The 13,356-nt window shown below is 60.3% G+C and carries 11 protein-coding genes and 1 pseudogene; 2 read left to right on the forward strand and 10 right to left on the reverse strand.

Annotated elements, in window-relative coordinates; translation table 11 throughout:
• Nucleotides 1–12: 12 nt before the first annotated feature.
• The 8 genes and pseudogenes from fabD to E5E96_RS18575 all read right to left on the reverse strand — a co-directional run bounded on the left by fabD (nucleotide 13) and on the right by E5E96_RS18575 (nucleotide 6,856).
• Nucleotides 13–948: an ACP S-malonyltransferase gene (gene fabD / locus E5E96_RS18540; protein WP_171283252.1), complete on the reverse strand. Its 936-nt coding sequence runs from the start codon at nucleotides 946–948 to the stop codon at nucleotides 13–15.
• Nucleotides 949–1,017: 69 nt separating this feature from the next.
• Nucleotides 1,018–1,977, reverse strand: coding sequence for a beta-ketoacyl-ACP synthase III (locus E5E96_RS18545; RefSeq protein ID WP_166463672.1), 960 nt, complete (start codon nucleotides 1,975–1,977; stop codon nucleotides 1,018–1,020).
• A gap of 7 nt (nucleotides 1,978–1,984) precedes the next feature.
• On the reverse strand, nucleotides 1,985–3,004 hold the full coding sequence (gene plsX, locus E5E96_RS18550; RefSeq protein ID WP_029303012.1) for a phosphate acyltransferase PlsX: 1,020 nt from the start codon (nucleotides 3,002–3,004) through the stop codon (nucleotides 1,985–1,987).
• A gap of 9 nt (nucleotides 3,005–3,013) precedes the next feature.
• On the reverse strand, nucleotides 3,014–3,181 hold the full coding sequence (gene rpmF / locus E5E96_RS18555; RefSeq protein ID WP_005300935.1) for a 50S ribosomal protein L32: 168 nt from the start codon (nucleotides 3,179–3,181) through the stop codon (nucleotides 3,014–3,016).
• A 19-nt stretch (nucleotides 3,182–3,200) separates the two neighbouring features.
• A complete protein-coding gene (gene yceD, locus E5E96_RS18560) occupies nucleotides 3,201–3,722 on the reverse strand; it encodes a 23S rRNA accumulation protein YceD (RefSeq protein ID WP_011706102.1) in 522 nt (173 codons plus the stop codon).
• A gap of 248 nt (nucleotides 3,723–3,970) precedes the next feature.
• A pseudogene (locus E5E96_RS18565) lies at nucleotides 3,971–4,616 on the reverse strand (START domain-containing protein).
• Between the two features lie 69 nt (nucleotides 4,617–4,685).
• Nucleotides 4,686–5,660 carry an HTH-type transcriptional regulator YidZ gene (gene yidZ / locus E5E96_RS18570; protein ID WP_029300874.1) on the reverse strand — a complete coding sequence of 325 codons (975 nt, stop codon included), beginning with the start codon at nucleotides 5,658–5,660 and terminating at the stop codon, nucleotides 4,686–4,688.
• A gap of 2 nt (nucleotides 5,661–5,662) precedes the next feature.
• Entirely contained in the window at nucleotides 5,663–6,856 is a 1,194-nt protein-coding gene (locus E5E96_RS18575; RefSeq protein WP_171282804.1) for an MdtL family multidrug efflux MFS transporter, read from the reverse strand.
• Nucleotides 6,857–7,042: 186 nt separating this feature from the next.
• On the opposite strand from E5E96_RS18575, the gene E5E96_RS18580 reads away from it, so the two are divergent.
• Entirely contained in the window at nucleotides 7,043–7,624 is a 582-nt protein-coding gene (locus E5E96_RS18580) for a nucleoside triphosphate pyrophosphatase (RefSeq protein WP_171282805.1), read from the forward strand.
• 77 nt (nucleotides 7,625–7,701) lie between these two features.
• On the opposite strand, the gene E5E96_RS18585 is transcribed toward E5E96_RS18580, so the two are convergent.
• Both E5E96_RS18585 and rluC read right to left on the reverse strand, forming a co-directional pair.
• Nucleotides 7,702–8,349 carry an HAD family hydrolase gene (locus tag E5E96_RS18585; RefSeq protein ID WP_171282806.1) on the reverse strand — a complete coding sequence of 216 codons (648 nt, stop codon included), beginning with the start codon at nucleotides 8,347–8,349 and terminating at the stop codon, nucleotides 7,702–7,704.
• A complete protein-coding gene (rluC, locus tag E5E96_RS18590) occupies nucleotides 8,349–9,293 on the reverse strand; it encodes a 23S rRNA pseudouridine(955/2504/2580) synthase RluC (protein ID WP_201356046.1) in 945 nt (314 codons plus the stop codon). Before rluC ends, E5E96_RS18585 begins: the two co-directional genes overlap by 1 nt.
• 411 nt (nucleotides 9,294–9,704) lie before the next feature.
• On the opposite strand from rluC, the gene rne reads away from it, so the two are divergent.
• Nucleotides 9,705–12,842 (forward strand): ribonuclease E, encoded by a 3,138-nt coding sequence (rne, locus tag E5E96_RS18595; RefSeq protein ID WP_171282807.1) that lies wholly within the window; start codon nucleotides 9,705–9,707, stop codon nucleotides 12,840–12,842.
• The last annotated feature ends 514 nt before the right edge of the window (nucleotides 12,843–13,356 follow it).

Below are 13,356 nucleotides of genomic sequence, written 5' to 3' on the forward strand. Positions count from 1 at the left end.
ACTTGCTCCTGTTTACTTGATCTGGGCCAGCGCCTGCTCGAAAGAGGCGGCATCGTTGGCATGAATACCTTCCACGCGCTTGTCGATGCGCTTGGCGAGCCCGGTCAATACCTTGCCCGGTCCCATCTCGATCTCGAGGGTAACCCCCTCATTGGCCATCCGCTCGACAGTCTCGGTCCAACGAACCGGGCTGAACAGCTGACGTACCAGAGCCTGTTTGATGGCGGCCGGATCCTGTTCACAGGATACGTCGACATTATTGATGACAGCGATGGCAGGAACCTTGATCTCGATCCCGTCCAGCGCAGCTGCCAATTTTTCTGCGGCAGGTTTCATCAGGGCGCAGTGAGAAGGCACAGAGACCGGCAGCGGCAGTGCACGCTTGGCGCCGGACTCTTTCATCAGCACGTTGGCACGCTCGACGGCCTCTTTGTGGCCGGCGATGACCACCTGGCCCGGAGAGTTGAAGTTGACCGGAGAGACCACCTGTCCTTGTGCGGCTTTTTCGCAGTTGGCGGCGATGGCGTCATTGTCCAGCCCGATGATGGCAGCCATGGCACCGGTGCCTTCCGGTACGGCTTCCTGCATGGCCAGACCACGCAGCTCGACCAGTTTGACCGCATCGGCAAAGGCCAGTGCACCGCTGCACACCAGGGCGGAGTACTCACCCAGGCTATGGCCAGCCATCACGGCGGGGGTTGTCCCGCCCTGCTGTTGCCACAGACGCCACAGCGCGACAGAGGCTGTCAGCAAGGCGGGCTGGGTGCGCCAGGTCTTGTTCAGATCGTCGGCCGGGCCATCCATCACCAGGGCAAACAGGTCATAACCCAGCACCTGGCTCGCCTCGGCGAAGGTCTCCTTGATCACGGCATGTTGTTCGGCCAGCTCGGCCAGCATGCCGACGGTTTGGGAGCCCTGTCCCGGGAAGGCAATGGCAAATTGGGTCATCATTGATTCCTTTAGATAAGACAAAAATGAGAGCGGCAGGATGAGCCAGATTGCTCATCCCGACGACGATCAGAGGCGAACCAGCGCCGAGCCCCAGGCAAAACCACCGCCGAAGGCCTCCAGCAATACCAGCTGGCCCGGTTTGATCCGGCCATCACGCACCCCTTCATCGAAGGCGATGGGCACGGAGGCGGCAGAGGTGTTGCCGTGCTTGTCGAGGGTCAGCACCACCTTGTCCAGCCCCATGCCAAGCTTCTTGGCGGTGGCGCTGATGATGCGGAAGTTGGCCTGATGAGGCACCAGCCAGTCCAACTCGCTCGGCGCGATGCCGGCGGCGGCCAGGGTCTCGGTGACGATCTCGCTCAAACGGGTGACCGCCACCTTGAACACATCGTTGCCCTTCATGTACATGTAGGCTTCAAGCTCGGCCCCCGGCATTCCGCGACGGGGTTGCGGCAGCTTGAGCAGATCGCCGTAACGGCCATCCGCATGCAGATGGGTGGAGATAATGCCCGGCGTTTCGCTGGCGCCGATCACCACGGCCCCTGCCCCGTCACCAAAGAGGATGATGGTGCCGCGATCTTCCGGATCGCACATGCGCGACAGCACATCGGCTCCGACCACCAGTACGTGACGGGCGGCACCGGATTTGACGAACTGATCGGCGATGGAAAGTGCGTAGGTGAAGCCGGCGCAGGCGGCGGCCACATCAAAAGCCGGGATCCCTTGCACCCCGAGCAGGCCCTGCAATTCACAGGCGGCGGCCGGGAAGGCGTTCTCGGCACTGGTGGTGGCCAGCACGATCATGTCGAGATCGGCGGCGGTCAGGCCCGCTGCGTCCAGGGCGCGTAGAGCGGCCTGGTGAGACAGGGTGGCGACGGTTTCATCGGCACCGGCAATGCGACGTTCACGGATCCCGGTACGCTCCACAATCCACTCGTCGCTGGTTTCCACCATCTGTTCGAGATCGGCATTGGTACGTACCGAGTTCGGCAGATAACTGCCAGTACCCAAAATTTTGCTATGCATAGAGTTCTTATAGATCCCTGTCGGAAAAGACAGATTCAAGGCGATCTGCTATTTGCAATGGAAGTTGATGCTTGGCCTCTTGCGCGGCCAGCAGGATCGCGTTACACAGGGCGCGCCGTTCGGCCCGCCCGTGGCTTTTTACCACAATGCCGCGCAATCCTAACAGACTTGCACCGTTATACTGGTCGGGGTTCAGGTAAGAAAAACGCCGTTTGAACATAAATCCGGCGATACGACCAAGAAAACTGCGTTTTTTGCGGGGATATCCGGCCAGTTGGGCCATCATCCGCACAACCCCTTCCGCCGTCTTGAGGGCCACGTTGCCGACAAAACCGTCGCAGACGATCACGTCGCACTCGCCGCTGAAGATCCGGTCCCCTTCGACAAAACCGACGAAGTTGAGCGCCTGGCACTGGCGCAGCAACTCGGCACTGTGGCGCACCAGATCGTTGCCCTTGATCTCCTCCTCCCCCACGTTGAGCAGGGCCACCCTGGGAGTGGCAATGCCCTCCACCTTTTCAGCCACCACGGCGCCCATCACCGCAAATTGCAGCAGGGTGTCGGCATCGCAGCTGACGTTGGCGCCAAGATCCAGCATCACGGTACGTTTGCCGGAAAGGGTGGGCAGTGCCTTGATGAGGGCGGGTCGGTCGACCCCGGGCAGGGATTTGAGCACGCACTTGGCCATGGCCATCAGCGCACCGGTATTGCCGGCGCTGACGCAGGCATCGGCCTCGCCGGCCTTCACCAGATTGAGGACGACCCGCATGGAGGAGTCTTTCAGGGTGCGCAGCGCCACGATCGGTTTGTCGCCCATGCCAACCACCTGGGATGCATGCACGAAACGAACGCGGGGATGATTCAGCAAGCCATGTTGCTGCAAAAGAGGGGTGGTCTGGTGTTGGTCACCAACCAGGATCAGTTTTAACTGGGGTAAAAGAGACAGTGCCTGCACGGCGGCAGGCACTGTTTCCGAGGGGCCAATATCTCCCCCCATGATGTCTAGCGCGACAGTTTGCGTAGACAAAGGCAATCCTTAAGCGATTACCTTTTTACCGCGGTAGAAACCATCGGCAGTCACGTGGTGACGACGATGGATTTCGCCACTGGTCTGATCAACAGTCAGGGCAGCGGTGGTCAGCGCATCGTGGGAACGACGCATGCCACGCTTGGCACGGGTTTTACGGTTCTGTTGTACGGCCATTGTAGGCTAACTCCTAAATTCACTTACGTTTAAGCTCTTCAAGAACTGCAAAGGGATTCGGCCGCTCATCAGCAGGTTCGATTTCACCCCAGGTCATCTCCATGTTACCGCGCGGGCAAGCATCCATGGGATGCATGGCCACCTGCGGCAACGAGAGGATGAGTTCATCCTCCAGGATTTGATGAAGATCCATCTCGCCGTTTTCGTCCAACTCAATGGGCTCATAAGCTTCCGGCAGTTCTTCCTCGTTTGTTCTCTCGAACAGCGGAGTGTAGATAAATTCAGCTTCACAGAGATGCTCGAATGTTTCTCCACAACGCTGGCAAACCAGGTCAACCTTGGCATGGGCAGTGCCTTTCATAACGGTCAACTTCTGGACATCTTTGCCAAAGTGCAGCGATACATCGATATCACTCTGCAAGCCTGCGGTTGATTCCTCCAGCCTGGGCATCTGCGACTTTTCCACTATCCCGACATAATCGAGCAGCTTCGAGGCACTACGGACTGGATCAACCTTTACGGGCAACTTCACCTTTTGCATAGGGCGCGAATATTATAGGTCCAACAACTGATAGTCAAAGGAAAAAGTCCTTACCGCCGATGATTTTAACCTCACAACCCCCGCACATGGCGGAACTTGCGCTCACCGGTGGCTGATTATGCCATAAACCAACGGATCCGACACCGGATCCTGGCCGCATTTGCGCTGACGGTGGGGATCCGGCGCACTCCTTGACAGCAGAATTTCACAGCGCAGGTGACTCAACCACTCCCCTGCCCCCTCGGGGTTCATGGATGGTTACCGCACAGCCCGACTTGGCGCCCCTGCCGCATATGGGGACAAGCGCAAGGTTCGGGCGGGATGGCCTCCATCAGACGGCGGATGGCCCGAAAACTGTCCAGCGCCGCCTGGGCGGCGATGGGGTTGATGAGCCAGCCAGGCAGGTTGTCACCCGGGTTGGTATAGGTTTCGAGGCGTATCAGGGTGGTGCCGTTGAGTTGCGGCACCGCCTCCCAACGTCCTTCACTGGCCCGGATCCGCACCCGACCGGGGTAAGGCGGCAGAGCATCAGGGGCGGCCCATACCGTCAGCACCAGGCCACAATTGGGTTGACGTTGCAGGCGGGAGTGGGTGATAAGCTCCCGCTCCTGCACCGGCCAGGGCGCAGAGAGCCGGGTATAGACCAGATCTTCATCGGGCGCCGGCTTGGCCAGCACCCTTACCTCCAGGCTCTGGGGCAGCCACTCCTGATGGTGAGCGGTATCACGCAGTACGGCCAGCAGCGCCGACGGCGGCGCTGCCACGTTCATCTCCAGGCGCAAAGCCAGAAAGGCGCCAGGGGGATGAGCCCGCCTCCCCCGCCTGCAGGTGCCAGCCCTGTGCCCAGGCCGGCACGCAAAGCAACCATAACAGCCATATCCCGACTCTCATCATCCATGACCCCGCCTTGCCCATTCCTATGCTTATAGCCGTTTTTCTGGCCCTGCGAGGTACTGATCAGGGTTAACCCGCGCCAGCGGCCCCGATATGCTGGTGGTAGAGCCGTTTGATCTCGTCGCGCAGCCACAGCACCTTGGTGTTGTGGTTGTTGCGCTTGTGCCAGAGCAGGATGAAGGCGATGTCGAGTTGCCGATAGAGGGCTTCATCCAGCGGCAGCGGCAAGGAGATCAAATTGTCGTGGTGCTGGCGGGCATAGCTGGCGCAATAGGAGGGCACCACCGCGATCAGTTCGTGGTCAGACTGGGCTGCGATGTGCAGCGCCTGCTCGAAGCTGGAGACCCGGATCGGCACCTGCCGGCTAAGCCCCTCATCATCCAGCAGGCTGTCGAGCGCCCAGGCATCGCTCGCCTCCCACACCACGCTGACATGGGGATAGGCGAGGAAGTTGTCGAGATTCCAGGTGCGGGCCAGCAGCGGATGATCCTTGCGCAAAAACACCATGGGCCTGTCTTCGAACAACACCTCGTGATCGATGTAATAGGGCAGCCGGTTGACCCTGGCCAGCGAGCTGGGGTGGGTTTCCCTCGCACAGAAGCCGAGATCGGCATCGCCATTGATGATGTCGTTGAGGGAGTGATGGTCCCAGTTCATGATCCGGATGGTCGATTTGCGATAGGTTTCATAAATCACCATGGGCAGATCATTGAGAAAGCTGATGTAAAAGGGCGACTCCAGCACCAGCCTGAACGCGGCCCCCGCCGGAATGGCATTGCCGCAGAGAGAGGCGATGTTGCCCGATAGCTGGAACCACTCCTTGAGCTCTTCCTCCAGAGTGAGCGACAGATTGGTGGGCTCCAGCCCCCGCTGAGTGCGAAGGAACAGCGGGTCGTCGAACCAGTCGCGCAGCCGCGCCAGCGCCTTGCTGACGGTGGGCGCCGTGACATTGAGCTTTTTGGCTGCCTTGGTGACACTGCGCTCTTGCAGCAACAGCCGAAATACCACCAACAAATTGAGATCGAGGTCGATCAGGGGACGCATGCTCAGGGATTCTCCATGACTGGGGTACCGTGGGCGGCGCTGTCGAAGGCAGGCCCCAGGGCGCGAAAGAGCAGGTAGAGTAACACGGCGCCGAGCAGGGCACAGGCAAGCAGTGTGCTGGGGGCAAAGCCAAGCCACCCCATCAGCCAGATATAGCCGGCGCTCACAGTTATCTGGGCAAGGCAGAGGGTGGCACTGGCGAGCGCTATCTGATAACGGCAACTGGCCAGCGCCTCGCCCATGGTGATGCCGAAGCTCGCGGAAAAACCGATGCAGGTGAAGGCAAAGCCCGTCAGCAGCAGCCACAGGCCCCAGGAGCTCTCAAGATGAGAGGCCAGGATCAGCAGCAGCGCCAACCCCAACCCGCCGTGGGCCAGTGCGAGCAGGCTGTGCTTGTGGAGTCGACGCAGCAACCAGGGGGCGAAGAAGGAGGTGATCATGCTGATCATCGCCATGATCATCATGATGCGGGCATACTCTGCGGTTGCCAGCCCCCTCTGGGTCATCAGGATCATGGGTGAAGTGCTGACATAGGTCAGAATGCAGGTCATGCCGGCACTGCTCAACGCGCACATCCAGAGGAACTGCGGCACTCGCAAGAAGGCAAAGCGGGCTGCTGACGCACTCGAGGATGGCTCAGGGTGCAGCGGTAGGCTCTCTTTCAGCCCCAGCAGGTTGATCAGCAGCACCACGCCGCCAAGCAGCGCCATGGCCTGAAAGATGGCAGGCCATGGGAAGCCGGTCAGGATGAGATAGCCCAGCAGCGGCGCCAGCACGGGGATAACGCAGATGACCCCATTGATGGCCGACAGCACGGCCGCCAGCCGGGCCGGTGGCAACACGTCTCGCAGCACGGTAAAGGTCATGATGTAGAGCGCGCCGGCCCCTGCCCCTTGGCCTACCCGCGCCAGCAGAAACTGCGCAGTGTCGTCGGCGCTGCCGGCCAGTAGCGACGCCAGCATAAACAAGCCGGCCCCGCTCAGGATCACCGGTCTGCGGCCGTGGCGATCCGCCAGCAGACCGGCCAGCGGGACGGTCGCGGCCATGCCGAGCAGATAGAGGGAAAACGCGGTGTGCAGCTGAGCCTCGCTGGCCTGAAGGCTGGCGCCTATGTTGGGCAACGCCACCAGATAGAGATCGATCCCCACCGGGTAGAGCGTGATCATCAAAAAACAGCAGAGCATGTAACGGCCCATGGTGACTCCTCAGCGAATGGGTAGCATCGACGGGGCACTATAGCGTCAGGCCGGATGAATAAGCCGATAGCGGTGTTTTCCAATCTCGACATGCTGGAAAAGAGAGTGGCGGCGACATTTGCCCTCGCCGCACGGGGGCGATACCATCCACGCCTGCCCGTTTCTGAACCTGGATACCTGATTGCCATGTCGCGTCCCCTGATCCTCGCTTCCACCTCCCGTTACCGCAAAGCCCTGCTGGAAAAGCTGGGCCTCCCCTTTGAGTGCGCCGCGCCGAATGTCGATGAATCCGTGCTGCCCGGTGAAGATGCACAGACGCTGGTGGCTCGCCTTGCCCATGCCAAGGCCCGTGCCATCGCCGACCAGCATGATCAGGGATTGATCATCGGCTCGGATCAGGTGTGCGTTTGTGATGGCCGGATCCTGGGCAAGCCGGGAACGGTCGAGCGAGCGGTGGCCCAGCTGATGGCGGCCCAGGGGCGCAGCGTCACCTTTTATACCGGCCTGTGCGTGCTGGACGCCTCGTCTGGCCGCGCCGAACAGCTGATAGAACCCTTCACCGTTCACTTTCGCCAGCTGGATGAGGCGGCCATCCGCCGCTATGTAGAAGCTGAACAGCCCCTCGACTGTGCCGGCAGCTTCAAGTGTGAAGGCATGGGGATCGTGCTGTTCAAGGCCCTGGAAGGGCGCGATCCCAATGCGCTGATCGGCCTGCCGCTGATCGGCCTGATCGAGCTGCTGGCCCGCCACGGTATCGCCCTGCCCTGATGGGAGCGGTATGCCAGCCATGAAAAACGGGAGCCAAGGCTCCCGTTTTTCGTTTATTCATCGGTTATATCGCAAGGCTAATTCAGCAACCGCTGGAGCTCCGCCATGGTATCGACCACCGCCAACGGATGATGGGCCAGCAAGCGTGTACGGTCGTGCACACCCCAGCTCACCCCGATCCGCGGCATGGCCAGCGCCTCGGCCATCGCCATGTCGTGGATGGAATCGCCGATCATCACTGCCTGGGGCGGGGCAATGCCCAGCTCATCCAGAATTTGCGTCAGCATCAGGGGATCGGGCTTGGAGCTGGCCTCGTCCGCCCCGCGCGTGGCGGCAAAGAGCGGCCGCAACCCGGTATCATCCAGTACCCTGTCCAATCCACGCCGGGACTTGCCGGTGGCGACCGCCAGGGCCACCCCTTGTGCATGCCAATGCTGCAACAGTTCCCTCGCCCCGGCAAACAACGGGCTGGGTGTGCTGTCATGCACGTAATGGTGGCGATAACGGGCGATCAGGGCGTTGGCTCGTTCACCGCCCTGCTCCAGGGAAAACAGCCGGGGGATACCGACCTCCAGACTGAGACCGATGATCTGGTGCGTCTCGACGGCGGTGGGCACGGGCTCACCACAGTCGCGAGCCGCGTGCGCCACACAGGCGACAATCCGGCCCACCGAGTCCATCAGGGTACCGTCCCAGTCGAAGATGGCGAGCCGGATGGTCTGCATCAGCGGGCCAACTTGTTCAGGAAGTCGTCGAGTTCGGGGGCCAGCGGGGCTTCCACCTGCATCTCGCGACCATCGGCCGGATGGATGAAGCTCAGCTTCCAGGCATGCAAAAACAGTCGTTTCAGCCCCTGGCTGCGCATTTTATCGTCAAATGCGGCTTCTCCATACTTGTCATCACAGGCGATGGGGTGACCCGCATGCTGGGTATGCACCCGGATCTGGTGGGTACGACCGGTGATCGGGCTGCACTCCACCAGGGTGGCCTCGGCAAACTGACGGGCAATCCGGAAACGCGTCTCGGAGGGCTTGCCATCGCTGCTGACCCGCACTACCCGCTCGCCGGATTGCAGGTCATTCTTGCGCAGCGGCGCATTGACCACCTTGACGTGAGGCTGCCACTGGCCACGCACCAACGCCAGGTACTGCTTGCGCATGGTCTTGACCCGCAGCTGCTCATGCAGGCTGCGCAGGGCGCTGCGCTTCTTGGCAACCAGCAGTACGCCGGAGGTGTCGCGATCGAGCCGATGCACCAGTTCAAGGAAACGGGCTTCCGGGCGCAGGGCACGCAGCCCTTCAATCACGCCAAAGCTCAGGCCGCTGCCGCCGTGTACCGCCATGCCGGACGGCTTGTTCAGTACGATCATGGCATCATCTTCAAACAGGATCTGGCTCTCCAGACGCTGGATGCTGCCGAGATTGGCCGAGGGCAATTCATTCTTTTCGGCAACCCGCACGGGGGGGACCCGTACCTCGTCGCCAGTGCAGAGTTTGTATTCCGGTTTGATGCGCTTTTTGTTGACGCGCACTTCCCCTTTGCGAAGGATGCGATAGATCAGGCTCTTGGGGACGCCCTTTAGCTGAGTCTTGAGAAAATTGTCGATGCGCTGCCCTTCATGCTCAGCTTCGATGGTGAGCAGCTGCACTTGTTGATGTATCTGTGTCATGGCGCGGATTTTAACACTGCCGGCGGCCCTTGGCTGCATGCTTTGTTGAAAAATGGCGCCTTGCTATAAAAGTGGTTTAAATGGGATAATAAACAAGGTTTTGTCATTGTGTTCAAGCCTTGTACTAAGTGGCCAAAATTTATGCCACCCAATCCCGAAACACCGTGTATACAAGAACATGACGGTTCCCGGGTGCGAGGTACAGCGCATGGAGAACGCAAACAGAACCGCTAATTTGTCTCCACACCGGTATCCTTTTCATGCCTTCTCGAGAAGGCTGGACCAGAGTGCCCTTAGTTTGCGCCTCATGCATACCCCAACCGGGAGGTTGCCCCAGTATGCTGAAGACCCGAGGCCGGCGCCGGCAGGATCCTGTGGAGGAAATCAAAATGACAAAATAACGAGAACTCAATGAAAAGAATGCTAATCAACGCGACTCAGGAAGAAGAGTTGCGCGTAGCGCTGGTTGACGGACAACAGCTCTACGATCTGGATATTGAAAGTCCGGGACACGAGCAGAAAAAAGCGAACATTTACAAGGGCAAAATCACCCGCGTAGAACCCAGTCTTGAAGCTGCTTTTGTCGACTATGGCGCCGAGCGCCACGGTTTCCTGCCGTTAAAGGAAATCGCCCGCAATTACTTCCCCTCCGGTTACTCCTATCAGGGTCGTCCCAACATCAAAGAAGTGGTCCGCGAAGGCCAGGAAGTGATCGTCCAGATCGACAAGGAAGAGCGTGGCACCAAGGGTGCAGCCCTCACCACCTTTATCAGTCTGGCCGGCAGCTACCTGGTACTGATGCCGAACAATCCTCGCGCCGGTGGTATCTCCCGCCGTATCGAAGGTGATGAACGGACTGAACTGAAAGAAGCCCTGAGCGGCCTGACCGTGCCGGACGGCATGGGCCTCATCGTGCGTACCGCCGGTGTGGGTAAATCCCCGGAAGAGCTGGAATGGGATCTGAACGTTCTGCTCAACCACTGGGATTCCATCCACAAGGCGTCACAGAGCCGCTCCGCTCCGGTGCTTATCCATCAGGAAAGCAACGTCATCGTGCGTGCCATCCGTGACTATCTGCGTCGCGATGTCGGCGAGATCCTGATCGACAACCCGGTCATCTTCGAGCGTGCCAAGGCGCATATCGAGCTGGTTCGTCCCGATTTCCTCAATCGCGTGAAGCTGTACAAGGGTGAAGTTGCCCTGTTCAACCACTTCCAGATCGAGAGCCAGATCGAGTCGGCCTTCCAGCGTGAAGTGCGTCTGCCCTCCGGCGGCAGCATCGTCATCGATCCGACTGAAGCGCTGACCTCCATCGATATCAACTCCTCCCGCGCCACCAAGGGCGGCGATATCGAAGAGACTGCGCTGCAAACCAACCTGGAAGCAGCCGACGAAATTGCCCGTCAATTGCGTCTGCGTGACCTGGGTGGTCTGATCGTCATCGACTTCATCGACATGACTCCGGTTCGTCATCAGCGCGAAGTGGAAAACCGTCTGCGTGAAGCAGTGCATCAGGACCGTGCTCGCATCCAGCTGGGCCGGATCTCCCGTTTCGGTCTGCTGGAGATGTCTCGCCAGCGTCTGCGCCCCTCCCTCAACGAGTCCAGCAGCCATATCTGCCCTCGTTGCCAGGGTCAGGGTGTGATCCGTGACAACGAATCACTGGCGCTGTCCATCCTGCGTCTCATCGAAGAAGAGGCCATGAAGGACAACACCGAACAGGTTCACGGTCAGGTGCCGGTCGATGTTGCCGCCTATCTGCTCAACGAGAAGCGTGCCTCCATCGCCAGCCTGGAACAGCGCAATGATGTGCGTGTCTACATCATTCCGAACCAGCATCTGGAAACCCCGCACTACGAAGTAACCCGCATCCGTCAGAACGAGATCCCGGAAGCGGCCAGCTACGAGCTGAAAACCGAGATTGCCAAGCCGGTCTACCAGCCGAAGCAGGCTCAGGTGATCGAGCGCGAACAACCGCTGCTGCAAGGTTTTGTCCAGGCGCCCCAGCCGGCCCCCGCCGCGCCAGCCCCGGTCGTGGCTCCCGCTGCACCGACTGCGCCCGAAGCCGGTCTGTTTGGCAAACTGTTCAAGGCCATCTCCGGCTTGTTCGGTGCCGACACCGCCCCTGCCGACGTGAAGGCTCCTGCCGACAAACCGGCAGCCCAGCGCGAAGCACGCAAGGACGAGGGTCATCGTCATCAACGCGATGAAACCCGCAGCCGTGGTCAGCGTGGTCGTCGTGATGACAACCGTGGTAACCGCAGCCCTGCCGATGCCGCAGAGAAGCGGGAAGCGGGTGCCAATCGTGAAGGTGGCGAAAGCCGCAACCGTCGTCCCCGCAAAGAGCGTGAGCCGCGCCAGGAGCGTGAAGCCCGTGGCGAAGTGCGTGAACAGCGCATGGAACGTGAACCTCGCGAGGCTCGTGAGCCGCGTCAGGAACGCGAACCCCGCGCTCCGCGCCCGGCTCGTGAACCCCGTGCTCCGCGTGAACCTCGCGCCGAAGTGGTCGTTGACGCGGTAGAAACCGTCGATACCACCATGGTCAACGACGAGCCGCGTCTGGAAAAAGAGCAGAAAGTGGCTGAGCGCCGCGAACGCCGCCAACTGCGCAAGCAGATCCGGGTCGATGCCCCGGCCAGCGACGTTGCCGCCCTGCCCGCCGATGCTCCGGTTGTTGCCGAAGAGGCCTCCGACGCAGTAGAGCAGCACGATGAGCAGGCCGAAGGCCAGCGTCGTTCCCGCCGTACGCCGCGCAATCAGCGTATCGAAGGCCAACGTCGCAAGCGCATCAATGAAGATGCCCGCAGCCAGCGTGAAGATGAAGAGCAGTCTGCCGAAGGCGCTGCCCCTACCCTGACAGCAGCTGCCCAGGCAGATGCCGCCCAGGTGAAAGTGGAAGAACCGGCAGTCCCTGTCATCACCATTCCCAGTGCTGAAGCTGTTGCCGCCGCCCTGCAGGCCTCTGCTGCGCTGACCGAGCATGTCGTGCCAGAAGCCGTTGTGGCCGAAGCTCACGAGCAGGCTGAGGTCGTGGCTGCACAGCCAGTGGTAACCGAAGCGGTAGCTGCTGAAGAAGCCCAGGTAGCGGTTGTCAACGAGCCAGTGGTTGCAGAAGTTGCGGCCCCGGTCGCAGCGGAAGTCGTTGCTGTTGAGGCACCGGCCGTCGAGACTGCCTTGGTTGAAGCTGCACCTGCTGCACCGGCAGTTGAAGAAGCGGATCCGGCAGTGGTTGTAGCCGAGGTTGCCCCTCTGGTGGTTGAACAGCCAGCTCCGGTCGCTGAAGCTGAACCTGTCATTGCTGACGAGGCTCCGGTAGTCGCTGCCGTAGCAGCCCCTGTGGCCAAGCAAGTTAAACGTGGCGGTGGCCTGCTGGCCGGTGCCCGCAAAGCCTCTGCGCCGATGGCAACACCGGCTGCGGCCCCTGCCCTGCCGGTACGCGAGCCGGTTGATCATGCGCCGCTGGTGCGCAGTGAAGTGGCAAGCTCAGGTCGCCATGGCGGCAGCACCGCTGCCGTCAACGTTGCAACCAGCCCGGCCGGTCGTCCTTGATGACTCGCTAGTCTGACAAAAAGAGCCACACATTGTGTGGCTCTTTTTTATGTGCGGCATAGGCTCCGTCAGCTAGTCTCGGTTACCCGTCCTTTTACTACTCCGCTACCTACTAGCACTTAGAGCCACAAACTTCTCCCATCATATTGAATAACCACAGCCATTGACTCGCTGCGGTTCAATCCACACTCCTTGTTTTGTCTTCCTACTGCTGCGACTGTATGGTTCTTGGTTTAGGCGGGCTGGGCCAGCACAGATACAAATATCGCGTGGTGTGTATACATCCTTGACGACATTGATGCGCATGGACTGCATGGCCAAGCCTGCAACCCATCTCGAAGTCAGCTTGGTGTGCGTATGCATCTATCAACCGGCATCGGCTGACCATTCGACCTTCCATCCTCTCGCCACTCCAGACGTACTGCCGACCAATGCAGGCAAAGACCCCTCTTCCACAGCTGTCAACACAGCTAATCCCATCTGCTAATTTAGGCAGTCATGTGCCATGAGATAA

This window comes from Aeromonas sp. 1805 (assembly GCF_013085525.1).
Classification (GTDB): domain Bacteria; phylum Pseudomonadota; class Gammaproteobacteria; order Enterobacterales; family Aeromonadaceae; genus Aeromonas; species Aeromonas hydrophila.